The sequence below is a fragment of the Campylobacter sp. CNRCH_2014_2849 genome (assembly GCF_025772845.1).
GTDB classification, from domain to species: domain Bacteria; phylum Campylobacterota; class Campylobacteria; order Campylobacterales; family Campylobacteraceae; genus Campylobacter_D; species Campylobacter_D lari_D.
Map to the genome: position 1 here is coordinate 1 of NZ_JAKMSW010000010.1, position 23,967 is coordinate 23,967.

Genomic DNA, 23,967 nt, shown 5'->3' on the forward strand with positions numbered 1-23,967 from the left:
AGTTTTACAAAATAAAAAGAAGGTTTTAGTATTTATTAAGTGGTAGAAAATCAGAAAAGTTATTTAGAAATTTTATTTAGTAGTAATACTTTAATTTAATATTTTTAATTGACCATAGTTGATATTTTTGGTTTTTGATATAAAATATTAATTTTTATAATGTATTGTATCTTTTTTATTTTTGGAGGATATATGAAAAAATTATTTTTAACTTTAACGCTTGGTTTTACAAGCTTATTGGCTAATGAAAAAATATTAAATATTTACGAAAGTCCCACTTGTGGATGTTGCGATCTTTGGGCTAATTATATGAAAGATAAAGGCTATAAAGTACAAATACACAAAAGTGAAGATTTTTTAAAAATAAAAGAAAAAATGAATATTCAGCCTATGTATCAAAGCTGTCATACTGGCGTGATTGATGACTATGCTATAGAAGGGCATGTTCCTGAAGATGCAGTTGCTTGGCTTTTGGAAAATAAACCTGAGGATGTTATAGGTATTTCTGCTCCTGGTATGCCTCAGGGAAGTCCTGGAATGGAACAAGGTTATGAAGAAGAATATCCTGTAGTTTTGATGCTTAAAAATGGAGATTATAAAATTTATGGGATCTATAAAGGACATAATTTAATCAAGACAAACTAAGCAATTTTGCTTAGTTTATTTTATATATTAATGGTATTCTTATATGAAAAGTTTTTTCATACTGTGGAAAATTCTTAGACGCTATATGTATAGTTTCTAAGGCACTATCGTTCAATAATTTATATTTTGATGGTTTTAATATTTTTAAGTTTAATAGATTTTTATCTTTAGTCCATGTAAATTCTACTAAAATTTCGCCACTCATCCGCATTTTTCGAGCTTGCCTAGGATAAATTAAAGCTTTATCTATAGCTTGCTTAACTTCTTTTAAAAGTTCATTGTTATTAGTTAAAGATATACTTTCTTGAGAATTTATCAGGATGTTTTTTTCTTGAGATGTTATTTTTTGAGATTTTATTTCCTCTTTTAATCGATTTGTTGCTTTAGTATCGGTTGAAGTATTTATTTTTTTAGGTTGAACGATAGGTTTTTCTTTTACTTGTTCTATTTTTTTTATTTTTTCTTGTTTAGATTGTTCGTTTTTTATTTTAGGAGAATCTTGTAAAAATTGTTTTATAGCTATATTAAATTTTTCTTCCTTTGTAGTGTTATGTTGTATATGTAAAAAATTCTTAGTATAAAGAAAAACAAAAAGTAAAGGTAAAAAGATAAATAAAGTAATGAAAAATGATTGATTTTTATGATTACTTATAAAAGTCTTCATCTTTTTTGCTCTGTTAAAATTTGAAAATTTTCATGATTTTTATTTTTTAAAATATCAATAATTTTTACAAAGCTTTCAAATTTTGCTTCTTTATCGCTTTTTAACTCTACCAAGGTTTTAGAATTTATAGTGTCAAATTTTTCTTTTATTTCTTCTATGGAAACTGTTTTTCCATCGATATAAAATTTATTTTCTTTATCGATTAAGATGCTTATTTTGTCTTTATTTTCACTTATGGAATTTGAATTTTCACTTTGAGGTAGATTGATTTTGATTTCACCATGTGCGATAAAAGTGGATATACTTAAAACAATGGCTAGTAAAACAAGCATTATATCTATAAAAGGAATAATATTTAAACCTTCATTTTTTGGCAATTTAAGCATTTTTATCCTTAAAAATACGATATGCATTACTCAAAGTTGATATTTTTCTAAGCAATCCATTATAAGCCATCAAAGAAGGGATGGCAACTAAAATTCCCAAAGCAGTAGCCTTTAAAGCTAGCGATAAGCCAATAACAATAGATTTTACATCAATATTTCCACTTGCTCCCATGTCGTAAAATGTAATCATAATCCCTACTACAGTTCCTAAAAGTCCTACATAAGGAGCGTTAGTGTAAATAATATAAAGCATAGTGATATTTTCACTAATTGCATCATCAAATTTTTCTTGGCATTGATAATCATTTAGTTTAATTTTTCTAAAAAATAAGATGCGTTCTATAGTGCACCATATAGCAATAAATGCCATTAACCCTAAAACAATAAATATAATTAAGTCAATATAAGTTTTTAAAAATTCCATACATCCTCGCTTTAAAAATTTTTGTGATTATATTACTGAAAATTAAATTATTTATTAATAACAATTATCATAATTGATATAATAAATTTATTTTAAATTAATAATTATTATCATAATATTCCAACTTTGAAAATTTTGTTTATTTATGAAAGGAAATAATGAAAAATTATTGCTTGTCAGTTTGTGTTGCTAGTCTTTTGGTCTGTAATGCTTTATCACAAGAAGTTTTATTAGATAGCTCTATAGTGAGTGCTTCGGGATTTTCTCAAGATATCAAAGAAGCTCCTGCTACTATAAATGTGATTGGTAAAAAAGATTTAGAGAGTAAGCCTTATAGAGATGTTGCTGAAGCTATTGCTGATATTCCTGGTGTAGATTTATTTGCTAGTAAGGGAAAAACTGGATCTTATAATATCACCATGAGAGGTATTACCGGATATACTTTAGTTTTGATTGATGGGCGCCGTCAAGGGATAGGTGGAGAAGTAGGACCTAATGGTTTTAATGAAATTTCAAATTCATTCTTACCACCAATTTCTAGTATAGAAAGAATAGAAGTAATAAAAGGGCCAATGAGCACTTTATATGGTTCTGAAGCTTTGGGTGGTGTTGTAAATATCATCACAAAAAAAGTAAGTAACGAGTGGGAAACATCATTTAGTTTGGATAGTATTTTTAATGCACATAAAGAATGGGGTAATACTTATGGCGCAAGTATATATTCTAGTGGCCCATTGATGAATGATCGTTTGGGACTTACTTTGCGTTTTAGAGAATTTTATAGAGAGCAATCTAATGTTGAATTTAGTAATGGAAGTGGACAAAGAGTGCAAGGTGATCAGGCTCAAAGTCCTACAAAAGCTAATAATTTTAGTTTAGGAACTAGGTTAAATTACTTAGTAGATGATTATAATACCTTGATATTTGATATTGATTTTTCAAGAAATCACTATGATAATAAAAAAGGCCAACTAGGCACATTAACAAAACCAACAGATAAAAATGATGGCTCTTTAACAGGTGGTTATACAGACACTATGCAAGTAGATAAGTTGGTAACTTATTTAAGTCATGAGGGTGTGTATGAAGATTTTTCGATTACTTCTACCTTGCAGTATAACCGTGTAAGTAACGATGGGCGTGAGGTAGTTGGCCAAGCAAATCAGCCATTTTTAGGGCAAAATAGAGATATAGTTGCTGAAGATATTATTATAGATACAAAATCAGTTATTCCTTTAGGTCAAAGTCATATTTTAAGCGTGGGTGGTGAGTATAGACTTGAGAAAATGCAAGATAAAATTGCTAATCCTACTAATTTTGATCAATATTTATTAGCTTTTTTTGCAGAAGATGAATATAGTATAAGAGATGATTTAAGATTTACTTTTGGAGCAAGATATAATTATCATGAAATTTTTGGAAATAACATTTCTCCAAGAGCTTATTTAGTTTATAATCCTACTAGTGAGCTTACTTTAAAAGGCGGTGTTTCAACAGGCTTTAGAACCCCATATGCTAATAGATTGATAGCTGGTGCTTATAATTATAGTGGACAAGGTAAATATCCTATGTATGGAAATCCGAATTTAAAAGAAGAAACATCGCTTAATTATGAATTAGCCGCTGTTTATAATAATGATTTGTTTTATATTTCAGCAACTGGCTTTTTAACAAATTTTAAAGATAAAATTTCTAGTCAAAAATTTAGTAAAGAAAGTATGATTTTGGGTATTGGAAAATGTGAAGCTGATACATGCTATCAGGCGATTAATCATGGCAAGGTTGAGTATAGAGGCATAGAACTTGGAGCTGGGGTTACTCCTGTAGAGCATTTAAATTTAGATTTAGCTTATACTTATCTTGATAGTGAAATTAAAGATGCGCAAGATAAAACTATGATAGGAAAACCAGAAATTGATAGTCTAAAACACAATATCATGCTAAAAGCAAGTTATAATATCTTTAGCAAATTCACTCCATGGATAAAAGGCGAATGGCAAATAGATCGTTATATGGGTGATACAAATATTAATAGAGAGTATTATCAAGATGTCTTTTTAGCTTCTATGGGTGTGCGTTATGATATCAATAAAAAATGGAATATTAATGCGGCAATTTATAATCTTTTTGATAAAAGTTTTACAAATGATTGGGAGTCCTATAAAAACAAAGGTGAAGATACTTGGGTAAATACTTATAATCGCATAGAAGAAGGAAGAAGAATTTATATTTCAATCAACGGCAGTTTTTAATTTTGTATAGTTGGGGAGCCAAAGAGCTTATTGAGAGCTTCTTTGGTTTCGTCTTTAGGATCGTATTTTTTAGCATCTTTTTTAAAATTTTCAAAATGTTCATTTAAATTCGGAGTACTTTTTATTTCTTGTTTTATAGGAGTTTTGAATATATCTTGTAATTTTTGGGTATCTATAGTTTCTATTTTTTGAATTTTAATTTGTGTTTTTTCTCCAAAAAGCTCATGAAGCAAGACTTTGATTAATTTAAAGCCATTGTTTAGGGTTTTTCTATCATCATCTTTAGCATGTGAGCTAATACTTAAAATATCATCTTCAAAAGAAATAAACTGCGTAGTTTTTTTGAAAACTTCAGCTAAATCATAATCTCTTTTGTAAATAGCTTTTAACAAACTTTCATAAGGATTAAGTTTTTCTTCTTTAATTGTTTGTATAGAAAGAATTTCTTGTTGTTTTGGGCTTGGTGTGTTATCTTGTTTTGGACTTTTACTGTAAATAGCCTCATCAATACTTTTTAGATAAGTTGCTTCTATAAGCATGAAAGCCATAACACAAAGTACAAAACTATCATCATCGCTAGAATTTAACATAGTCTTAGCACGCGAAAGAATTCTAAAAAATCTTTCGTAAATTAACATAGAAAAAAGATTGTTTTTGGCAAAAAATGCTTCTTTTAAAAAAAATATCATCTCATCGATGACATTACTTGCCTCGTAATCTTCAAATTCTTTTAAAAACTCAAGAACTTTATCCTTATTGCTAGCTAAAATGGCTTGATAAAATTCTTCAATTTTAGATGGATCTAAAAAGCCTAGCATCGCAGTAATTTTTTGTGTTTGTATATAATTTTGACAATATACTATGGCTTGATCTAATAAAGTTAGAGTATCTCTTAAAGATCCGTTTCCACTTCTTGCTATGAGTTTTAAAGCTTCTTTTTCATAATTGATATTTTCTTTTTCTAAAATCCACTCAAGATGATTTAAGATATCGTGAATAGAAATTTGCTTAAATCTAAAATGCTGCGTTCTTGAAAGAACCGTAGCAGGAAGTTTTAAAGGGTCAGTTGTTGCTAGTATAAATTTTACATAGCTTGGTGGTTCTTCCAAGGTTTTAAGCAAGGCATTTGCTGCTTGTGGGGTAAGCATATGCACTTCATCGATAATAAAAATTTTAAACCTAGCTAAAGATGGAGCGTATTTAACTTGCTCGATAAGCTCTTGAATATCTTCTAAGCTTCTATGGCTTGCAGCATCCATTTCTATAATGTCTATATTAGAGCCACTGAGTGAAGATAAGCATTGAGAACATTCTCCACAAGGGTTAGCACTTGGTCCTTTTTCACATACTAGGGCTCTTGAAAAAATTCTTGCACTTGAAGTTTTTCCACTTCCGCGTAATCCTGAAAATAAATAAGCATGTGCTAAGCGGTTATTTTCAAGAGCATATTTTAAGCTTGTAGAAACAGTATTTTGCCCTACAAGCTCATTGAAATTTTTTGGTCTGTATTTAACAGCAAGAGCTTGGAGCATTACTACTCATTCATGATGGATAACAACTCTTCATTGCTTTTGGTTTTTAGCATTTTAGAGTATAAGAATTTTAAAGCTTCTATATCATCCATTTGTGAAATAGCTGATCTAATTGCCCAAATTTTTTGAAGTTTTTCAACACCTTGGAGTAATTCTTCTTTTCTAGTGCCTGATTTTATAATATTAATTGCAGGGTAAATTCTTCTGTCTGAAATATTTCTATCAAGAACGATTTCGCTATTTCCTGTTCCTTTAAATTCTTCAAAAATCACTTCATCCATTCTTGAGCCTGTTTCTATCAAAGCAGTTGCTATGATGGTTAATGAGCCACCATGTTCTATATTTCTAGCTGCACCAAAAAAGCGCTTTGGCTTATGCAAGGCATTTGCATCAACCCCGCCACTTAAAACTTTACCACTGCTTGGTGTGGCAGTATTATAAGCTCTTGCTAATCTTGTAATAGAATCAAGTAATATAATGACATCTTTACCTGTTTCTACCATCCTTTTTGCTTTTTCTATAACAAGTTCAGCCACTCTAACATGATTATAGGCAGGTAAGTCAAAAGTAGAGCTAAAAACCTCGCCTTTAACACATCTTTGCATATCTGTAACTTCTTCAGGACGCTCATCTACTAAAAGTACAATCAAATGAGCCTCTGGATGATTTTTAGCAATAGCGGTAGCTAGTTCTTTCATTAACTCAGTTTTACCAGTTCTTGGAGGTGCTACGATTAAGCTTCTTTGACCTTTTCCTATAGGGGCAAATAAATCAAGCATTCTGCCTGTTAATTTTAAAGGATCATATTCTAATTTGATTTTTTCAGTTGGAAAAATTGGAGTAAGATTGTCAAATAAAGGTCTTTCTCTAGCTTCTTTTAATGGAAGATAGTTGATTGCTTCAATTTTTAATAAAGCATAGTATTTTTCTTGATCTTTTGGCTCTCTAACTTGGCCAGTAACTATATCTCCTACACGCAGAGCAAATTTGCGAATTTGTGAGTTTGATACATAAGCATCATTTACACTATCGCTTAAATTTGAGTCCATTCCACGCAAGAATCCATAACCTTCAGGCGAAATTTCTAAAATTCCTGTAAAGAGTATAAAGCCACCTTTTTTGGTTTGTGCTTTTAGAATTTCAAAAATAAGATCTTGTCTTCTAAATTCTCTTGGATTTTCTATTTCTGCTTCATTTGCTATTTTTACTAAGCTTTCTAAATCAAGCAACTTTAAATCTTCTATTTTATAACCTTCAACAGGAATGTGTGTTCTTTGGTGTTGTTTCTTTTCTTTTGTATTTTCCATATATCCTCATAAAATGTAGAAAATGTAGTTTTTGTTTTAGTTTATTCAAAAAAGATTTTATTAAAAAAAATACTTTTTTGTCAAATTTTGGAAATTATAATATAGCTTTGTAAATAATTTTTAAAATTGAAAGTTTGAAAAAATGATAAAATATTGTAAAAACTTATAAAGAAAGTATAAAATGAGATGTAAGCATTGCCAATTAAGCTTTAAACAAGAACAAATGATAGAAAAAAATGGAAATTATTTTTGTTGTAAAGGCTGTGAAAGTGTATATGAAATTTTACAAGAGAATAATTTGGAGGAATTTTATGAAAAACTTGGTAATCAAACTTTAACCCCAGTAACAATAGAATATAGTATTAAAGACTATGAAAAATACATACAAAAAACAAAAGAAGGTTTTAGTGAGGTTTTTTTGCTAATAGAAGAAATTCATTGTGCAGCCTGTGTTTGGCTTAATGAAAAAATTCTCATTAAAAGCGAAGGAGTGATAGAGGTTGATATTAATTCTATTACCCATAAAGCTAGAATTGTTTTTGATGAAAAAAGTATTAATCTAGTAAAAATTATCCAAAATATAGAAAGTATAGGCTATAAAGCTAGTGTGTATTTACCTACAAAAAATGAACAAAGAGCAACTCAAACCAAAAGAGATTTTTATGCGAAATTAATAGTTGCTATAGCTTGCGTAATGAATATTATGTGGATATCTGTAGCTAAATATGCTGGGTTTTTTAGTGGTATGGAAGCTGATATTAAAGATATTTTACATTTTGCTGAATTTTTACTTTGCACTCCTGTACTTTTTTACACAGGCTCGATTTTTTATAAAAATGCCTATTATGCTTTGAAATTTAAAAATGTTAATATGGATACTCTAGTAATTAGTGGAGCAAGTTTAGCTTATATATATTCAGTGTGGGCAATGTTTTCAAGAGCTTCGCAGGTATATTTTGACTCTGTGGCGATGATTATTTGTTTTGTTTTTATAGGAAAGTATTTAGAGCTTTTAAGTAAGAAAAAAGCCCTTGATACGCTCGATCATTTGAGATCATTTTTAGGTAATGAAGTAAGGGTATTAAAAAATGACAAAATAGAAAATATTGATGTAGAAGAGGTGCAAATAGGAGATATTATAGAGTTAAAAGAAGGCGATAGAGTTTTAATAGATGGAGTATGTGTTAGTGGTAATATTAGTTTAGATATGTCTAGTTTAAGCGGAGAGAGTTTACCGCTTGATGTGCAAAAAGATGATATGATTTATTCTGCTTCTTTGGTTTTAAGCGGGAATGCTTTATATAAAGCAAATGCGCTTTATAAGGATTCTAAATTAGCTAGGATTATTAATTTACTTGAAAATTCAAGTGCTAAAAAAGCCAAAATAGAAAAAATGGTACAGCAAGTAAGTAAGTATTTTTCGCCTATTATTTTAATTTGTGCTTTGTTGTGCTTTGTTTTTACTTTTTTTGTACTAAATTTAGGTTTTGAAGAAGCCATGATACGCATGGTTTCTGTGCTAATCATAGCTTGTCCATGCGCTTTGGCTTTAGCTACACCGGTGAGTTCTTTAGTAGCAATTAGCACTGGTTTAAAGGAAAAAATTTTATTTAAAGAAGCAGGCGTTGTGGAGGATTTGAGCAAGTGTAATGTGACTGTATTTGATAAAACAGGGGTTTTAACAAAGGCTAGTTTGGAAGTTAAAAAAAGCTTTTTAGATGAAAGGTTGGATAAAAATGAATTATTAAATTTCTTACATTTAACTAACCACCCAGTGGCTAAAAGTATTTTAAAATTTTTAGATAGAAAAATAGATAGTAGAATAGAATTTGAAAAAGTTCAAAATTTTCAAGCAAGAGGCTATAAAGCCTTTTTAGGCAAAGATGAATTTTTGGGAGGGAATGAGAAATTTTTCAAAGAAAATCATATGCAAGTACAAGAATTTCAAACTACGCATTTTATATTTGCTAAAAATAAAACTATATTAGCAGTTTTTGAATTAGAAGATAGTATGAGAGAAAGCTCTAAAGAGTTGATTGAATTTATGAAAGAATGTAAAATGCAAATTTATATATTAAGTGGCGATAATTTAAATGCTGTGAGTAAGGTGGCTGAAAAATTAAAAATAAATAATTTCAAAGCCTCATGCATGCCAGAAGATAAAATGCAAATAATAGCTAATTTAAATCAAACAGGTAAGGTTTTAATGGTAGGAGATGGAGTAAATGATGCTTTAGCGCTTTCTTATGCAGGTGTTGGGGTTTCTTTAAAAGAAGGTTCTGAACTTGCTATGGAAAATAGTGATATTATATTGTTAAAAAATGACCTAAAAAGCTTACAAAAAGCCATACAAATAGCTAAAAAAACTTATCAAATTATTAAACAAAATTTAGCTTTTTCTTTATTTTATAATGCCTTGAGTATGCCTTTGGCTTTTTTTGGTTTGATTAATCCTTTAATTGCGGCTTTATCAATGTCTTTTAGTAGTATAATAGTGATTTTAAATGCTTTAAGGATTAAAAAATGAATGGTGTTTTAATGATGATGATAGGTGTTTCTATGGTTGCTTTATTTTTGGCAATTTGTGCTTTACTTTGGGGGATCAAAAATAAGCAATTTGACGATGATTATAAATTTACTATTTTAAATGATAGCGAAGAAGCTTTAAATGATGCAGCGATTTTGGAAAAAAGAAAAAAAGAAGCTTTGGAAAAGAAAAATCAAGAAAAACAGCCATAAAGGCTGTCAAATTATTTTTTTAAGCTCTCGATGTATTCTTCAATTGCTTTAAAATCTGCTTCTGTTAAACCTTTAAGGTTAATCTTCATGATTGCACCTTGGCCATAAGCATTTCTTTTACCTGCTGCATAATCTTTCATGTATTGTAATCTTTCAGCTGCAGTTAAAGTATTTAAAGCAGGAACTTTGTTAAGATAAACTTTATCTGCTTTAGCACCATGACATACTGCACATTTTTTATAAAGTGTAGCACCATCCGCAGCAAAAGCTGAAACACTAAGACATGCCAAAGCTGATAAAACAAGTAGCTTTTTCATTGTATCACTCCTATATAAATTGAAAATAAAATGTTTTTAATTATATGCTTTTTTTATTTAAAGTCGCTTAAAAAACTTTTTTACTTGATAAATTATAAAATCTTAAAAAAAATTCATTATAATTTTTTTATGAAAACAAAGGCGTTATTTTTAGATAGAGATGGAATTATAAATATAGATAAAAAATATGTTCATAAGATTAGTGATTTTGAATTTTGTGATGGTATTTTTGAACTTTGTGAATTTTTTCAAAAGCAAATTTTTTTAATTTTTATAGCTACTAATCAATCAGGTATTGCAAGGGCTTATTATAATGAAAAAGATTTTGAAATTTTAAGCTCGTATATGCTAGGTGAGTTTTTGAAAAAAGGCATTAAAATAGAAAAAATTTATCACTGCCCTCACTTAGAAAATTGTGAATGCCGTAAGCCAAAACCTGGCATGCTTTTAAAAGCACAAAAAGAATTTAATATAGATTTTTCACAATCTTTTTTTATAGGAGATAATTTAAGTGACATGCAAGCTGGAATTAATGCTGGTATAAAAAATCTATTTTTGATTAATGAAAATTATAATGATGATAAAAACTATAAGGTCTTTAAAAATTTAAAAGAACTTTTGTATTATTTAAAGGATAGGAAATGAAAATTGTGATAACAGGTGGAGCAGGTTTTATAGGCTCTGCTCTTGCTCTAAAACTTCAGGATAAACATGAGGTTTTGATTGTGGATAAAATGCGATCAAGTGCTACTTTTGAAAATGGAAATTTAGAAAGTTTTGGTCATTTTAAGAATATTTTAGATTTTGAAGGTGAGCTTTATGTGGGTGATATTACTGATGAAAAAACTTTAAAAGTTATAAAAGCTTTTAAACCTGATGCGATCTTTCATAAGGCTGCAATTTCAGATACAACTGTTTATGATCAAAACAAAGTTTTAAAGACCAATTTAAACACTTTTAAAGATTTTATAGAACTTGCTTTGGAACTTAATGCGAAATTAATCTATGCAAGTTCAGCCTCAGTTTATGGAGATGCTCCAAGCCCGCAAACTGTAAATTTAAGTGAAGCCCCTAAAAACCCTTATGCATTTTCAAAATTAATGATGGATAAATTAGCAAAAAAATATTTTGATAAAATGCATATAGTTGGGCTTAGATATTTTAATGTATATGGCAAGGGAGAATTTTTTAAAAATAGCACTGCTTCTATGATTTTGCAATTTGGACATCAAATTTTAGCGGGTAAAAGTCCGCGTTTGTTTGAAGGAAGTGATCAAATTTATCGTGATTTTGTGTATATTAAAGATGTTGTGAGTGCAAATTTACAAGCTTTAGAAGCAAAAAGTGGAATTTATAATGTAGCTACAGGTAAAGCAAGAACTTTTCAAGATATAGTAGATATTTTGCAAAAAGAATTAAACACTAATTATCCTTGTGAGTATATTCCTAATCCTTACAAAAATTCTTATCAATTCCATACTCAAGCAAAATTAGATGAGAGTTTTTCATATAAAGCTAAATTTAGTCTTGAAGAGGGTGTAAAAGATTATTTAGATGAGATCAAAAGGCTTTATGAAAAGGAAGTAAATGTTTGATTTTTTAAGTTCTAAAAAGCCAAAAATTTTAGTTGTCGGGGATTTTATGGTGGATCATTATATATGGTGTGATTGCACTAGAATTTCTCCAGAAGCTCCTGTAATGGTGATGAAATCACAAAAAGAAGATAAAAGACTAGGTGGAGCTGGTAATGTATATGCAAATTTAAAAAGTCTTGGTGCTGAGGTTTTTGCTCTAGGACTTGTGGGTAATGATGAGAGTGGGAGGTTTTTAAAAGAGAATTTAAATGCAAAATTATTAGTAGAAAAAGATAGAAAAACCCCTCTTAAGAGTAGAATTTTATCACATTCTCAGCAAGTTTTAAGACTTGATGATGAGAATGATTTTGATACTAAATTAGAAGATGAAATTATCCAAGAGTATAAAACAATCGCAAAAGATTATGATGCGATTGTTTTGAGTGATTATGCCAAAGGAGTTTTAACTTCAAAAGTAACAAAAGCTTTGATAGAGCATGCAAATACTTTAAATTTACCTATTTTGATTGATCCAAAAGGAAGTGATTTTAGCAAATATCAAAATGCAACTTTGCTAACTCCAAATAAAAAAGAAGCTATTCAAGCTTTAGGTGTAGAAAAAATTGATAATTTGGAAAAAGCTTTAAAAAAATTAAAAGATAATTTGAATTTAGCTTATTCTATTATAACTTTATCCGAAGAAGGAATAGCACTTTTTGATGAGAAATTACATATTATTCCCGCAAAAGCTTTGGAAGTTTATGATGTAACAGGAGCTGGAGATAGTGTTATAGCTATGCTTGCTTATGCTTTAGCCTTAAAAGTTGATATCGTAAAAGCATGTGAGTTAGCAAATGATGCAGCAGCTGTTGTGGTAGCAAAAGTAGGAAGTGTGAGTGTAAGTTTAGAAGAGATTAAAAATCTAAAAAAAGCTTCTTTTGAAGATAAAATTAAAAGCAAAGAAGAGCTTGTGAAGTTGATACAAAATCAAAAAGTAGTTTTTACCAATGGATGTTTTGATATTATGCATTATGGTCATATAAAATACCTTGAAAAAGCTAAAAAACTAGGAGATATCTTAGTTGTAGGTTTAAATTCAGATGAAAGCGTAAAAAGACTAAAAGGAAACTCAAGACCTATAAATTTAGAATTCCAACGCGCATGTATGCTTGCGAGTATGTATTTTGTAGATTATGTAGTGATTTTTAATGATGATACTCCTTATGAACTGATAGAGTTTTTAAAGCCTGATGTGCTAGTTAAAGGAGCTGATTATAAAGGCAAGGAAGTAGTGGGTTCAAATTTAGTAAAAAAAGTAGAATTAATTGACTTTGAAGATGGATTTAGTACTACTAATATAATTAATAGGATTGCAAATGATAAATAAAATTGAAAAGGAATTTATTCAACATCAAAAAACTCTAGAGCAAAGTTTGAATTTAAAAGAGCAAATTGCTACGGTTGCTCAAGAATTAAAAGTGTGCTTGAAAAGTGGTGGGAAAATTTTAATTTGTGGAAATGGTGGAAGTGCTGCAGATAGCCAACATTTTGCAGCTGAACTTAGTGGAAGATATAAAAAAGAAAGAAAGGCTTTAGCTGCTATTGCTCTAAGCACTGATACTTCTGCTTTAAGTGCTATAGGAAATGACTATGGTTTTGAATTTGTTTTTTCAAGACAAGTTGAAGCTTTAGCTAGCAATAATGATGTATTGATTGGAATTTCTACTAGTGGAAAAAGCCCAAATGTGATCAAAGCTTTTGAAAAGGCCAAAGAAATTGGCACTAAATGTATAGGGCTTAGTGGAAAAGGTGGTGGAGCGATGAATGCATTATGTGAGCATAATATAGTCGTCCCAAGTGATGATACGGCCAGAATTCAAGAAATGCATATTTTAATCATACACTGCTTGTGTGATCTAATAGAAGAAGAATATTAAGTTTGGGTTATTTTCCCAAACTTAAATAATATTCAATTTGATCTTTTTGTAAAATTCTAATTAAATTTGTACTTCCTGCAACACCTACTGGAAATCCTGCAGTAAGAGTGTAAACCCCATCTTTTTTCATAAGGCCTTTTTCAACTCCAAGTTTTACAGAATTGCTTAAAAGTTCTGTTAAATTTTCATGCTTTTCTATCAATATAGCAGGTTGAACTCCCCAGACTATACTTAAAAAATTTAAAGCTTTTTTAGAATGAGTAATAGCTATGATATCCATTTTTGGACGATACCTTGCTGTTTTAACCGCAGAAGCACCACTGCTTGTAATGGTAAAAATTGCATTTGCATTTAAATCAGTAGCTAATTGTGTGCTTGATTTGGCAATGATATCAGTTTCGTTAAAGCATTTAAAATTTTCAAATTTTTCATAAGGATAGTTTTTTTCTGTTTCAATGATAGTTTGAGTCATAATATCAACTGCATTTGCCGGATCAATCCCCACCGCACTTTCTTCGCTAAGCATAACCGCATCAGTGCCATCAAGTACAGCATTAGCAACATCTGAAATTTCAGCTCTTGTGGCAGTTTTTGATTTTGCAAGCGAAAAAAGCATTTGAGTGGCAGTGATTACAGGTTTATTGGCCTCATTAGCTTTTTTAATGATGAGTTTTTGTATATTTGGTACTCTATAATAAGGCACTTCAATGCCTAAATCTCCTCTTGCTACCATTATACCATCGCTGCTATTTATAATTTCATCGATATTTTCAACAGCATCAAATTTTTCTATTTTTGCAAAAATAGCAATTTTGGCATTATTTTCATCAAGTATTTTTTTAACTTCATCAATATCATGAGCATTTTGCACAAAAGATATAGCTAAAAAATCAACATCGTTTTTAATGCCCCATGCAAGATCATCTTTATCTTTTTGAGTTATAACATCGATATTGATTTTTGTATTTGGAAAATTAATTCCTTTATTTGAACTAAGCACCCCGCTATTTTCTACTTGGGTTTGGATAAAATCTTTTTCAACTTGTATAACTTTAGTTTTAATAGAGCCATCACAAAGATAGATGTATTCTCCCACTTTTAGCATAGAAAGAATTTCGGGATGATTAATACAGACTTTATAATGTTCATTAGAAAGTTTTTCTCCTTCAAAAGTATCCTTGTAAAAGTCTAGTCTATCTCCACTTTTTAGCTCAAAAGCTTCTGGAATTTTTAAGGTTCTAATTTTTGGTCCGCTAATATCTTGTAAAATTCCAATCCTTGCATTAAGTTCAGCTGCTACTTTTCTAATGGTGGCTAGATTTTGACTATGATATTCATGAGTTCCATGTGAGAAATTTAAGCGAAAAACATTCACTCCATTAATAATCATTTGTCTTATTGTAGTTTCATTTTCACTTGCTGGCCCAATTGTTGCGACTATTTTTGTTTTTTTTAACATTTCCTATCCTTTTTATAGCAGTTCGCTAGTAAATAAATCTTCATTAAAATTAGCACCCAAGTATTGACAAATAAGTTTTGCATCTCTATAACCATTACCAAGACAACTCGTAGCACCTGGGCTTGGTGTCATATTAAAAATTATACCCGGAATTTCAGTGATGCTAGCCTCTCCAAGCATTAATTCTCCTGCTTTTTTATCAAGCACTTGAGGTCGCACTCCTCCAAAATTTTTAGCATAGTAAATATCATCTGTTTTTAAACTAGGAACTATTTTTTTAGCATCTTTTACAAAAAGTTTTTTGTTGATATAAGGAATTTCAAATAAATAATTATAAAGAATATAATTTCTAATAGTAGAATCTTTAAAAAGATTAAAACAAATTTTAATTACATTCATATCAAGATTAAGTGTTTTAAAAAATTCAGGTAAAGATTTAAAGCCATGGTATCTTTCTAGCATAGGAATAACTAAAGCAGTAGGACCAAAACGGGTGTTCATGTTAGCTAGTAAATCAGGATCACCATGTAGTGCAGCAAATGGGAGTTTTGGATTTTGCACCATATAAACCTTACCATTTAAAATTTTTCTTTTTGCCATGTAAAAACTTCCTGCAACAGGAAAGCAAGATTTGTCTAAACCTATACCCATTTTATGTGCTAAAAATAACGAGTGTGCGCCTGCATTGACAATAATAGATTTCGCGCTATATTCTTTAAAATCTCTTGTTTTTATATAAAAAATATCATCTTTTTTTTCTATAAACACAACTTCTTGATTGTAAGCAACATGAGTATCTTTACCTTGTTTGCAAGCTTGCTCTATGAGATTTTGACTCATAAGTCCAAAATCTACTGTGGTATAAATTTCACCTTCTTCTACACCCATAGCTACTATATTATCCGCCCTATCATTGACACCATCTTCACCTAAAACAACATTTGGTTCTATTTGTTTGATTTCATTTTTTGTGTAAAATTTAATATAAGGATATAATTCTTTAAATTCTTCATATCTATTTTTCATATATTCACATTCTTTTTCCCCAACTGCAAGTGCAAGTTTTTGGTGTGAATACATGAATTTATTTTGTGCATTTTGCAAGAGCCCATATTTTACAATCATATCTGCTGTTTTTTTAACTTTTTTTGCTTTTTCCAAGGTATAGTTAGTTTCTATATCACCGCAGTGGATGGTTTGTGAATTACTTGTGCTGTGACTATTTAATGTTGCAGCGTTATTGTATTTTTCTAATAATGCAATACTTTTAATATCAGTATATCTTGCTAATTCGTAAAATGCTGCAGCACCAGAAATCCCACCGCCAATTACCACGGCATCAAAGTGTTTTCGATCCATTATCATCAATTCCTTTTGTGTATGTTTGATTTTGCTAATAATATCAAAATATAGTTGTTTTGAGTTTAAATAAAGCTTATAATTGAAAAGCCAAAGATATGGTTAATCTTTTAAAGTATAAAATTTTCACAAACAGCTTTTTTCATACCTCTAAAAATCAAAAATTTATCATAAATTGCATAATCAAAAAAATTTGCAAGAAATTGCCCATCGCCACCTGTGAAATATAACTTTTTATCATATGCACTATCTTTTATAAGTAAATATATACTTTTAAAAACTCCATAACTTAAAGCATCAATAGTTCTTTGGGGAAAGGCATCAAAGTTTATTTGAGTGTTAAGTTCGTGTTTTAAGCGAGAAGAAATATTAGCAAAAGATTTTTTGTAGCTTTCAATACCAGGTAGGATAAATCCTCCAAGATGGATTGAATTTGAAACAATATCCACAGTTATTGCAGAGCCAGCATCAACTACTACCCCATCTTCTATGGTATAGCAAGCTGCTATTCTATCAACTCCTAAATTCTTATAAATAGTATCAAAATTAAAATATGGGGCAAGGTTAATAAATAAAGGATTTTGCTTTAATCTTTGCTCTAAATTTGGATTAACATTGATGTAAAACACTTTTTGTGTCGGCTCATACTGTAAAAATTGTTCTATGCTCATAGAATGAAATTTTTGCTCATTTAAAAAACTTGCAGTTGTATTGCCAATATCACACAAAAGCATAACTTTGAATTCCTTTGGTGAATAAATATTCTTTTGCTTTTGAGCAAATTAGAGATTGATGAAAAATAAAATGATTTTTAAATTTTAAATTTAAAATTTGACTTATATTTTGAAAAATATTTTCAAATTCTAAACCCTCTTTTTTTAAAATCTTACTTTTTGCAAAAGAAAATAAAAATAAACAATATTGTTTTTTTGTATTTTCTCCATAAAAGCAAATTAGTTTTTTCTTTTTGCTAAAAGCATGGATATCCAAAGAATTAATATTTTTTAAAATAATTCCATGTTTAATAAGAATATCGCTTAGTTCTTGATTCATTTTAATTTAATTGTAAAACTTTATTGTGATAGAAAAATTTACCATTAGCCATAAAACTTTTTTTATCAATAGCTTCATTTAATTTATATACGGTAAAATCTTTCAGATTTGTATTTAATTTAATTAAATAGCCAGTTTTTTCAAATATATACAAAGAATCATTATATAATGTGCTTTTGGAAAATAAAGCAAATTGAAATTTTATTTCATCAATTTTTCTAAGATTATAATCATTTTTGATAACTCTTCCATCTTTTGTTAATATAAAAATTTCTTTATCATTAATATTTACCTCTTTAATGTTTTCGTTTAAGTATAAAGTTCTATTTGGTGTTACAACGATGATTTTTTGTGCTGTTGCGGCAACCATTGTATCGTTTTTAACATGAAGATAGATGATATTGTTAAAAAATTCTTCGCTACTTACTAAAATTTCTTTACTAACTTTTAGTGTACTTTTGTTAAGTATGGCTAATTTTCCATTAAGCATAGGGTATATGATAATGGTATTTAAAAAATAAGGATTAGCATAGCGACTATCTTGAGCATAAGCAGTGCCTAAATTTTGTAGCATTCTTATACCAAGATTTTTATTAGCATACACTAAAGTATTACTTGCTAAAATCAAAGCTATATCATCCCCATCTACATTAGCACTTACTACACTTTCGTTAAATTTATGAGAAAATAATTCTTCACCTTGTAAATTTAAAATTTTAAAATTCCCATCATTATCGGCTATAAGAATTTCTTCTTGACGGATATTTAAAATATTATAGTTTTTATCTATTTTTAAAGCAGTAATATTTCCTTTATTGTCTATGAAAGTATTATTATTTAGCTGAGCAATGTTGTTGTTAAAATTAACTATTTTTCCATTAATATTTTTAGAATTATAAGGAAGTTGTTCTAATTGTGTTGGTTGATAGTATTCCCTTTTAGTGCCACAAGCACTAAAAAATATTAAAGTAATAATAAATAAATAAAAATGCTTCATTTTATTCCTTGATAGTGTTTTAAGCTTGTGATGATTTGCCATAAAGGAGAATTTATAGGTATTTTATTAAATTCAACATCTGCGTTTTTAAAATCATTTTGTTTTAAAAATTCAAAACCTATTAATAGAGTATTATAATCTTTTAGAAAATCTGATTTTTGATTATTTTGGGCAAGCACTATTTGTTTTAACAAAGGATCTATATTAAGACTCAAGGTTTGATTAAGATCTTGATTATTTTGACCCATAATATATATGGTGTATAAATTTGCATTTTTTTGCTTTAATTCCTCAATTAATTTTTGATCTGAAGGATTTTTTAACAGATTATTAAAAATGATATTACTTTCTTGGATATTTTTTTCTTGTTTTATATTATAAATATAACTTCCACTAAAATAAAGAACTAAAAGAGCAATAAGAGCAATAAAATAATATTTGTATTTTCTTATAAAGCGTTCTGATTTGATAAAATTTTCCATCATTTGCTCTTGAGAGCTTAATTCTTCTTTTACTGCTTTCAAATTTTCTTTTAAAGCCATATTTTTCCTTTATTAATATAAAAAATGTTATTTTGTAATTTTAAAGTCTATAATTGTAACATATAAAAATGAAAAAATAAATTATTTTATGTTATAATTTTCAATCTAAACCAAAGAGTTTTATAAAATTAAAATTAAGGTAAATGATGCAAATTGATGATAAATTATTAACGAAACTTGAAAAGCTAAGTGCTCTAAAAATAGCAGATGAAAAAAGACAAGAACTAGAAGAGCAATTAAGCCAAATTGTTAATTTTGTGGAAAAATTAGATGAATTAAAACTTGATGATATAGAAGCCATGACTAGCACAACAAATGGTGGAACCTTATTGAGAAATGATGAGAGTAAAAAATCTGATGTGACAGATACGATAAGCAAGCATGCTCCAAATTCTCAAGATGGATTTTTTATAGTCCCTAAAATAATTGAATAAAATATTTGGAGTTTAGCGTAGATGGAAAATTTTTCGTGGTTTGATGTTTTTGTTTTAGGTTTGACTGTAATTTTAGGCTTAAAAGGCTTGGTGAGTGGCTTATTTAAAGAAATTTTTGGTTTATTGGGTATAGTTGGTGGGGTTTTACTTGCTTCAAGATATGCTAAAGAGGTAGCAGAGATTATCAATAATAATTTTTATGCAATTAAAAATGAAAATCTTGCTATTTTTGCAGGTTTTTTAGTTTTGTTAATCGTGATATGGATAGCATGTATGGCTTTGGGAAATATATTATCAAAAATGTTTAGCATGAGTGGTCTTGGTTTTATAGATCGTATAGGTGGATTTTTATTTGGAAGTGCTAAAATATTTTTAATTTTTGCAATTTTAGTTGCTTGTATTAATAATATAGAATTTTTAAATTCAAGTTTAGAAAAATATGCAAACAATAGTCATACTTTAAATTTACTTAGAAAAACAGGTGAATTTATAATGAATACTGATTTTACTCAAAATAGTTTAGAAAAAATAGAAGAAAGAATTAAAGATTCTAATATAAGTCTAAATTCGGAGGTAAATAATGCAAATTGAAAATATAGAATATGATGTTTTACTTGAGCGCTTTAAGAAGACACTTAAGGATAATGGCTTAAAATATACCAAACAAAGAGAAGTGCTTTTGAAAACTTTATATAATAGTGATATGCATTATACCCCAGAAAGTTTGTATGTGGAAATCAAGCAAAAAAATCCTGAATTAAATGTAGGTATTGCTACAGTTTATAGAACTTTAAATTTATTAGAAGAATCGGGCATGGCTACTTCTATATCTTTTGGAGCTTCAGGGAAGAAATTTGAACTTGCAAATAAACCCCATCATGATCATTTAATTTGTAAAAGTTGTGGAGAAATAGTTGAATTTGAAAATTCTATTATTGAGCAGCAACAAATGTTAATAGCAAAAGAATATAATTTTAAATTAACAGGGCATTTAATGCAACTTTATGGGTTATGTCCGCAATGTAGTAAAAAATAAAGGTATATTTAATGTTTGATAATATTTTAGAACAACAAAAAATTCAAAAAGCACAAGAATTAAAAAAGCTAGGAATTAATCCATATCCACATTTTTTGAAAAAAGAAATGAGTATAGTTGAATATAAAAATAAATTTGCATACATTAAAGATACGGAAAATCAGCGTGATGAAAAAGTATATGGAGTGTTAGCAGGAAGATTAAAACTTCTTAGAATAGCTGGTAAATCGGTATTTGCTAATATAGAAGATGAGCAAGATAATATTCAAATTTATTTTAATCAAAATATTTTAGGAGAAGAATATTTTGCTATTTTAAAAAAATATCTTGAAGTAGGAGATATTGTTTTGGTTAAAGGTTTTCCTTTTATGACTAAAACAGGAGAATTTAGTCTTCATGTTGAGCAAATTCAAATAGCTACAAAAGCCATAGTGCCTTTACCGGAAAAATATCATGGACTGACAGATATTGAGCAAAGATATAGAAAAAGATATCTTGATATGATTATGAATAGTGAAGTAAGAAAAGATTTTATTTTGCGTTCTAAAATTGTTTCTTACATTAGATCTTTTTTTGATAATAAAGGATTTTTAGAGGTTGAAACACCAATGATGCATCCTATTGCAGGAGGAGCAAATGCAAAGCCTTTTGTGACTTATCATAATGCTTTAGGCGTGGAAAGATTTTTAAGAATTGCTCCAGAATTATATCTAAAGCGTTTGATTGTAGGTGGTTTTGAGGCAGTTTATGAGATTAATAGATGTTTTAGAAATGAAGGAATGGATTTAACACATAATCCTGAATTTACTACAATCGAGTTTTATTGGGCTTATCACAATTATCATGATTTAATGGATTTAACAGAAGAGCTTTTTGCTATGCTTTTGGATAAATTAAATTTAGATAAAAAGCTCGAATTTGATGAAAAAATAATTGATTTTTCTAAACCATTTGAAAGAATTACTTATAAAGATGCTTTGAAAAAATATGGTGGTTTAGATGATGAGCTTATTGATAATAAAGAATTAATCTTAGAAAAGCTAAAAAAAGATGGTTTTGAAGCCAATGAAAAATTAGAATTAGGTCATTTGCAAGCTGAACTTTTTGATAATTATGTTGAAGATAAGTTGATTAATCCCACTTTTGTAATAGATTTTCCTATTTCTATAAGTCCTTTGTCTAGAAGGAGTGACAAGGATAAGGATATTGCTGAAAGATTTGAATTGTTTATCGCGGGTAGAGAGATTGCTAATGGATTTAATGAGCTTAATGATCCGCTAGATCAATATGAGAGATTCTTAAAGCAAATTGAAGCTAAAAATGCAGGTGATGAGGAAGCATGTGAAATGGATGAAGATTTTGTTAATGCATTGGGCTATGCTATGGCACCAACTGCAGGTCAAGGCATAGGAATAGATAGGCTAGTTATGCTTTTAATTAATAAAAAATCAATTCGTGATGTAGTGCTTTTCCCAGCTATGAGACCACTTAAAAATGAGGTAAAAGGAGAGTAAATGTTGGAAAATTTTGATAAAGAAATTTTTGATTTAACCCAAAAGGAGCTAGCAAGACAATGTGATGGTCTTGAAATGATAGCGAGTGAGAATTTCACTATACCAGAAGTAATGGAAGTAATGGGGAGTATTTTAACAAATAAATATGCAGAAGGCTATCCTGGTAAAAGATATTATGGTGGATGCGAATTTGTTGATGAAATTGAGACAATTGCTATAGAAAGATGTAAAAAACTTTTTAATTGTAATTTTGCCAATGTACAACCTAATTCAGGTTCTCAAGCAAATCAAGGTGTATACATGGCATTGTTAAATCCTGGTGATAGAATTTTGGGTATGGATTTAAGTCACGGAGGACATTTAACTCACGGTTCTAAAGTAAGTTCTTCTGGAAAAGTTTATGAAAGTTTTTTTTATGGGGTAGAGCTTGATGGGAGAATTAATTATGATAAAGTTAGAGAGATAGCAAAAGAAGTTAAGCCAAAACTTATTGTTTGTGGTGCTAGTGCTTATCCTAGAGTGATTGATTTTGCTAAATTTAGAGAAATAGCAGATGAGGTTGGCGCATATTTATTTGCTGATGTTGCGCATATTGCAGGATTGGTTGTAGCAGGTGAGCATCCTAGCCCGTTTCCCTATGCTCATGTTGTAAGCTCTACAACACATAAAACTTTAAGAGGTCCAAGAGGCGGGATTATTATGAGTAACGATGAAGAAATTGCCAAAAAAATCAATTCTGCAATTTTTCCGGGTATTCAAGGTGGTCCATTAATGCATGTAATTGCCGCCAAAGCTGTTGGATTTAAATATAACTTAAGTGATGAGTGGAAAATTTATGCTAAGCAAATCATTAAAAATACTGCTACCTTGGCTCAAGTTCTAATAGATAGAAAATATGATTTAGTTAGCGGTGGTACTGATAATCATTTAATTTTATTAAGCTTTTTAAATAAAGATTTTAGTGGTAAAGATGCAGATTTAGCTTTAGAAAGAGCAGGTATTACAGCAAATAAAAATACGGTTCCAGGGGAAACTAGAAGTCCATTTGTAACGAGTGGTTTAAGACTTGGAACAGCAGCTTTAACAGCAAGAGGTTTTAAAGAGGAGCAAATTGCTATTGTTGCAAATTATATAGCTGATATTTTAGATGATATACAAAATACAAAACTACAAGAAGAGATTAAAGTTAAACTGAAAAATTTGGCAAGTAATTTTATTATTTATGAAAGGGCTTTATTTTGATTACAACTATGGATTTGGCTTTAATTAAAATGGTTACAAGCCATTATTATATTAAGCGTAATGCTATAATTAACAAATATGAGCATAAAGGTAGAATTTTTTTTGATAAATTCGAAAAAGTAAATGCTCCTTTGACAGCTAATGTTATACAAGAACATATGGAAAAAAAGATTATTGTAGCACACTCTTTGATTAATAGTTTTGATAAGGTTGAAAATATTGTATTTGATTACAATGGTTTTAACGCAGAGCGTTTTTGGCATAGAGCACAGCTTGTTTTAAGGGAAGAAGGTTTTATAAATTTTACTGCCTATAAAACAAGAACTAATAATCATTTGCATTTGTATATCCATAAAGGACATACTACTTTTAATGAAGCATGCTCTTTGGGATCAAAATTATCTTTGCTTTTTTCTCAAAAAATGCCTGTAGAGTGGAAAGTTTTTCCTAGTATGGATATACCTAAGGAATTTAATATTTTAACTTTACCTTATGAGGTTTATCAAAAAGAGCGTGGCGCTTCTTGGTCTAAACATATGTAATTTTTGAAAGGA

At 29.0% G+C, this 23,967-nt stretch carries 26 protein-coding genes; 14 read left to right on the forward strand and 12 right to left on the reverse strand.

The features are described 5' to 3' along the window. The first annotated feature begins 192 nt into the window (after window positions 1-192). A complete protein-coding gene (locus L8X33_RS07090) occupies window positions 193-645 on the forward strand; it encodes a DUF411 domain-containing protein (protein ID WP_220567152.1) in 453 nt (150 codons plus the stop codon). Between the two features lie 10 nt (window positions 646-655). On the opposite strand, the gene L8X33_RS07095 is transcribed toward L8X33_RS07090, so the two are convergent. From L8X33_RS07095 to exbB, 3 genes are read right to left on the reverse strand one after another with little or no spacing between them, the layout of a single operon-like run. Next, on the reverse strand, window positions 656-1,309 hold the full coding sequence (locus L8X33_RS07095) for an energy transducer TonB (RefSeq protein WP_263661674.1): 654 nt from the start codon (window positions 1,307-1,309) through the stop codon (window positions 656-658). Beyond that, on the reverse strand, window positions 1,306-1,695 hold the full coding sequence (exbD, locus tag L8X33_RS07100) for a TonB system transport protein ExbD (RefSeq protein ID WP_214114368.1): 390 nt from the start codon (window positions 1,693-1,695) through the stop codon (window positions 1,306-1,308). Before exbD ends, L8X33_RS07095 begins: the two co-directional genes overlap by 4 nt. After that, window positions 1,688-2,119 carry a TonB-system energizer ExbB gene (gene exbB / locus L8X33_RS07105; protein ID WP_133319846.1) on the reverse strand — a complete coding sequence of 144 codons (432 nt, stop codon included), beginning with the start codon at window positions 2,117-2,119 and terminating at the stop codon, window positions 1,688-1,690. The genes exbD and exbB overlap by 8 nt, the downstream gene beginning before the upstream one ends. A gap of 158 nt (window positions 2,120-2,277) precedes the next feature. Here exbB and L8X33_RS07110 point away from each other — a divergent pair, with 158 nt between their 5' ends. Beyond that, on the forward strand, window positions 2,278-4,371 hold the full coding sequence (locus tag L8X33_RS07110) for a TonB-dependent receptor domain-containing protein (protein WP_263670338.1): 2,094 nt from the start codon (window positions 2,278-2,280) through the stop codon (window positions 4,369-4,371). On the opposite strand, the gene L8X33_RS07115 is transcribed toward L8X33_RS07110, so the two are convergent. Together L8X33_RS07115 and rho are read right to left on the reverse strand one after the other, a co-directional pair. After that, window positions 4,368-5,903, reverse strand: a complete 1,536-nt coding sequence (locus tag L8X33_RS07115) for a DNA polymerase III subunit gamma/tau (RefSeq protein WP_263670339.1) — start codon at window positions 5,901-5,903, stop codon at window positions 4,368-4,370. The two genes, L8X33_RS07110 and L8X33_RS07115, sit on opposite strands and share 4 nt — an antisense overlap. Window positions 5,904-5,905: 2 nt before the next feature. Further along, window positions 5,906-7,210 (reverse strand): transcription termination factor Rho, encoded by a 1,305-nt coding sequence (gene rho / locus L8X33_RS07120; RefSeq protein WP_039617780.1) that lies wholly within the window; start codon window positions 7,208-7,210, stop codon window positions 5,906-5,908. A 181-nt stretch (window positions 7,211-7,391) separates the two neighbouring features. On the opposite strand from rho, the gene L8X33_RS07125 reads away from it, so the two are divergent. After that, window positions 7,392-9,737: a heavy metal translocating P-type ATPase gene (locus L8X33_RS07125; RefSeq protein WP_263670341.1), complete on the forward strand. Its 2,346-nt coding sequence runs from the start codon at window positions 7,392-7,394 to the stop codon at window positions 9,735-9,737. Further along, window positions 9,734-9,949, forward strand: a complete 216-nt coding sequence (locus L8X33_RS07130; protein WP_263665894.1) for a cbb3-type cytochrome oxidase assembly protein — start codon at window positions 9,734-9,736, stop codon at window positions 9,947-9,949. Before L8X33_RS07125 ends, L8X33_RS07130 begins: the two co-directional genes overlap by 4 nt. Before the next feature lie 11 nt (window positions 9,950-9,960). On the opposite strand, the gene L8X33_RS07135 is transcribed toward L8X33_RS07130, so the two are convergent. After that, window positions 9,961-10,266, reverse strand: coding sequence for a c-type cytochrome (locus tag L8X33_RS07135; RefSeq protein WP_133319851.1), 306 nt, complete (start codon window positions 10,264-10,266; stop codon window positions 9,961-9,963). A 129-nt stretch (window positions 10,267-10,395) separates the two neighbouring features. Between L8X33_RS07135 and L8X33_RS07140 the strand changes: the two genes are divergently transcribed. Genes L8X33_RS07140 through gmhA form a run of 4 tightly spaced genes read left to right on the forward strand, consistent with a single transcriptional unit; the run spans window position 10,396 to window position 13,777 of the window. Beyond that, window positions 10,396-10,911, forward strand: a complete 516-nt coding sequence (locus L8X33_RS07140; RefSeq protein WP_263670342.1) for a D-glycero-alpha-D-manno-heptose-1,7-bisphosphate 7-phosphatase — start codon at window positions 10,396-10,398, stop codon at window positions 10,909-10,911. Next, entirely contained in the window at window positions 10,908-11,861 is a 954-nt protein-coding gene (gene rfaD / locus L8X33_RS07145) for an ADP-glyceromanno-heptose 6-epimerase (RefSeq protein WP_263670343.1), read from the forward strand. Before L8X33_RS07140 ends, rfaD begins: the two co-directional genes overlap by 4 nt. Continuing rightward, window positions 11,854-13,227, forward strand: coding sequence for a D-glycero-beta-D-manno-heptose-7-phosphate kinase (gene rfaE1 / locus L8X33_RS07150; protein ID WP_263670344.1), 1,374 nt, complete (start codon window positions 11,854-11,856; stop codon window positions 13,225-13,227). Before rfaD ends, rfaE1 begins: the two co-directional genes overlap by 8 nt. Beyond that, window positions 13,217-13,777, forward strand: a complete 561-nt coding sequence (gmhA, locus tag L8X33_RS07155; protein ID WP_263665890.1) for a D-sedoheptulose 7-phosphate isomerase — start codon at window positions 13,217-13,219, stop codon at window positions 13,775-13,777. Before rfaE1 ends, gmhA begins: the two co-directional genes overlap by 11 nt. A gap of 7 nt (window positions 13,778-13,784) precedes the next feature. On the opposite strand, the gene pyk is transcribed toward gmhA, so the two are convergent. From pyk to L8X33_RS07185, 6 genes are all read right to left on the reverse strand, one after another. Next, window positions 13,785-15,236 (reverse strand): pyruvate kinase, encoded by a 1,452-nt coding sequence (gene pyk / locus L8X33_RS07160; protein WP_214114012.1) that lies wholly within the window; start codon window positions 15,234-15,236, stop codon window positions 13,785-13,787. A 12-nt stretch (window positions 15,237-15,248) separates the two neighbouring features. Beyond that, window positions 15,249-16,595, reverse strand: coding sequence for an FAD-dependent oxidoreductase (locus L8X33_RS07165; RefSeq protein ID WP_220567164.1), 1,347 nt, complete (start codon window positions 16,593-16,595; stop codon window positions 15,249-15,251). Between the two features lie 110 nt (window positions 16,596-16,705). Next, the gene (locus L8X33_RS07170) at window positions 16,706-17,329 is read right to left on the reverse strand and encodes a type III pantothenate kinase (protein WP_263670346.1); all 624 of its coding nucleotides are present in this window, start codon (window positions 17,327-17,329) and stop codon (window positions 16,706-16,708) included. Continuing rightward, the gene (locus L8X33_RS07175) at window positions 17,316-17,648 is read right to left on the reverse strand and encodes a hypothetical protein (RefSeq protein WP_263659799.1); all 333 of its coding nucleotides are present in this window, start codon (window positions 17,646-17,648) and stop codon (window positions 17,316-17,318) included. Before L8X33_RS07175 ends, L8X33_RS07170 begins: the two co-directional genes overlap by 14 nt. A gap of 1 nt (window position 17,649) precedes the next feature. Next, entirely contained in the window at window positions 17,650-18,645 is a 996-nt protein-coding gene (locus L8X33_RS07180; protein ID WP_133319860.1) for a hypothetical protein, read from the reverse strand. Next, window positions 18,642-19,187: a hypothetical protein gene (locus L8X33_RS07185; protein WP_133319861.1), complete on the reverse strand. Its 546-nt coding sequence runs from the start codon at window positions 19,185-19,187 to the stop codon at window positions 18,642-18,644. Before L8X33_RS07185 ends, L8X33_RS07180 begins: the two co-directional genes overlap by 4 nt. A 146-nt stretch (window positions 19,188-19,333) precedes the next feature. Here L8X33_RS07185 and gatC point away from each other — a divergent pair, with 146 nt between their 5' ends. The 6 genes from gatC to L8X33_RS07215 are packed head-to-tail and all read left to right on the forward strand — an operon-like array spanning window position 19,334 to window position 23,955. Further along, complete coding sequence (gatC, locus tag L8X33_RS07190; protein WP_263670348.1) at window positions 19,334-19,621, forward strand: Asp-tRNA(Asn)/Glu-tRNA(Gln) amidotransferase subunit GatC; 288 nt, start codon at window positions 19,334-19,336, stop codon at window positions 19,619-19,621. 21 nt (window positions 19,622-19,642) lie between these two features. Beyond that, window positions 19,643-20,212, forward strand: coding sequence for a CvpA family protein (locus tag L8X33_RS07195; protein WP_263665888.1), 570 nt, complete (start codon window positions 19,643-19,645; stop codon window positions 20,210-20,212). Beyond that, window positions 20,202-20,657 carry a Fur family transcriptional regulator gene (locus L8X33_RS07200; RefSeq protein ID WP_043019516.1) on the forward strand — a complete coding sequence of 152 codons (456 nt, stop codon included), beginning with the start codon at window positions 20,202-20,204 and terminating at the stop codon, window positions 20,655-20,657. Before L8X33_RS07195 ends, L8X33_RS07200 begins: the two co-directional genes overlap by 11 nt. An 11-nt stretch (window positions 20,658-20,668) precedes the next feature. Continuing rightward, on the forward strand, window positions 20,669-22,171 hold the full coding sequence (gene lysS, locus L8X33_RS07205; RefSeq protein WP_263670350.1) for a lysine--tRNA ligase: 1,503 nt from the start codon (window positions 20,669-20,671) through the stop codon (window positions 22,169-22,171). Continuing rightward, window positions 22,172-23,413, forward strand: a complete 1,242-nt coding sequence (locus tag L8X33_RS07210; protein ID WP_133319865.1) for a serine hydroxymethyltransferase — start codon at window positions 22,172-22,174, stop codon at window positions 23,411-23,413. It abuts the gene before it with no gap. Continuing rightward, window positions 23,410-23,955: a DUF1882 domain-containing protein gene (locus L8X33_RS07215; protein WP_133319866.1), complete on the forward strand. Its 546-nt coding sequence runs from the start codon at window positions 23,410-23,412 to the stop codon at window positions 23,953-23,955. The genes L8X33_RS07210 and L8X33_RS07215 overlap by 4 nt, the downstream gene beginning before the upstream one ends. Window positions 23,956-23,967 lie beyond the last annotated feature (12 nt).

Coding starts and splice junctions, on each gene's coding strand:
- L8X33_RS07090 (WP_220567152.1), top strand. CDS start 193: ATGAAAAAATTATTTTTAACTTTAACGCTTGGTTTTACAAGCTTATTG.
- L8X33_RS07095 (WP_263661674.1), bottom strand. CDS start 1,309: ATGAAGACTTTTATAAGTAATCATAAAAATCAATCATTTTTCATTACT.
- exbD (WP_214114368.1), bottom strand. CDS start 1,695: ATGCTTAAATTGCCAAAAAATGAAGGTTTAAATATTATTCCTTTTATA.
- exbB (WP_133319846.1), bottom strand. CDS start 2,119: ATGGAATTTTTAAAAACTTATATTGACTTAATTATATTTATTGTTTTA.
- L8X33_RS07110 (WP_263670338.1), top strand. CDS start 2,278: ATGAAAAATTATTGCTTGTCAGTTTGTGTTGCTAGTCTTTTGGTCTGT.
- L8X33_RS07115 (WP_263670339.1), bottom strand. CDS start 5,903: ATGCTCCAAGCTCTTGCTGTTAAATACAGACCAAAAAATTTCAATGAG.
- rho (WP_039617780.1), bottom strand. CDS start 7,210: ATGGAAAATACAAAAGAAAAGAAACAACACCAAAGAACACACATTCCT.
- L8X33_RS07125 (WP_263670341.1), top strand. CDS start 7,392: ATGAGATGTAAGCATTGCCAATTAAGCTTTAAACAAGAACAAATGATA.
- L8X33_RS07130 (WP_263665894.1), top strand. CDS start 9,734: ATGAATGGTGTTTTAATGATGATGATAGGTGTTTCTATGGTTGCTTTA.
- L8X33_RS07135 (WP_133319851.1), bottom strand. CDS start 10,266: ATGAAAAAGCTACTTGTTTTATCAGCTTTGGCATGTCTTAGTGTTTCA.
- L8X33_RS07140 (WP_263670342.1), top strand. CDS start 10,396: ATGAAAACAAAGGCGTTATTTTTAGATAGAGATGGAATTATAAATATA.
- rfaD (WP_263670343.1), top strand. CDS start 10,908: ATGAAAATTGTGATAACAGGTGGAGCAGGTTTTATAGGCTCTGCTCTT.
- rfaE1 (WP_263670344.1), top strand. CDS start 11,854: ATGTTTGATTTTTTAAGTTCTAAAAAGCCAAAAATTTTAGTTGTCGGG.
- gmhA (WP_263665890.1), top strand. CDS start 13,217: ATGATAAATAAAATTGAAAAGGAATTTATTCAACATCAAAAAACTCTA.
- pyk (WP_214114012.1), bottom strand. CDS start 15,236: ATGTTAAAAAAAACAAAAATAGTCGCAACAATTGGGCCAGCAAGTGAA.
- L8X33_RS07165 (WP_220567164.1), bottom strand. CDS start 16,595: ATGGATCGAAAACACTTTGATGCCGTGGTAATTGGCGGTGGGATTTCT.
- L8X33_RS07170 (WP_263670346.1), bottom strand. CDS start 17,329: ATGCTTTTGTGTGATATTGGCAATACAACTGCAAGTTTTTTAAATGAG.
- L8X33_RS07175 (WP_263659799.1), bottom strand. CDS start 17,648: ATGAATCAAGAACTAAGCGATATTCTTATTAAACATGGAATTATTTTA.
- L8X33_RS07180 (WP_133319860.1), bottom strand. CDS start 18,645: ATGAAGCATTTTTATTTATTTATTATTACTTTAATATTTTTTAGTGCT.
- L8X33_RS07185 (WP_133319861.1), bottom strand. CDS start 19,187: ATGGCTTTAAAAGAAAATTTGAAAGCAGTAAAAGAAGAATTAAGCTCT.
- gatC (WP_263670348.1), top strand. CDS start 19,334: ATGCAAATTGATGATAAATTATTAACGAAACTTGAAAAGCTAAGTGCT.
- L8X33_RS07195 (WP_263665888.1), top strand. CDS start 19,643: ATGGAAAATTTTTCGTGGTTTGATGTTTTTGTTTTAGGTTTGACTGTA.
- L8X33_RS07200 (WP_043019516.1), top strand. CDS start 20,202: ATGCAAATTGAAAATATAGAATATGATGTTTTACTTGAGCGCTTTAAG.
- lysS (WP_263670350.1), top strand. CDS start 20,669: ATGTTTGATAATATTTTAGAACAACAAAAAATTCAAAAAGCACAAGAA.
- L8X33_RS07210 (WP_133319865.1), top strand. CDS start 22,172: ATGTTGGAAAATTTTGATAAAGAAATTTTTGATTTAACCCAAAAGGAG.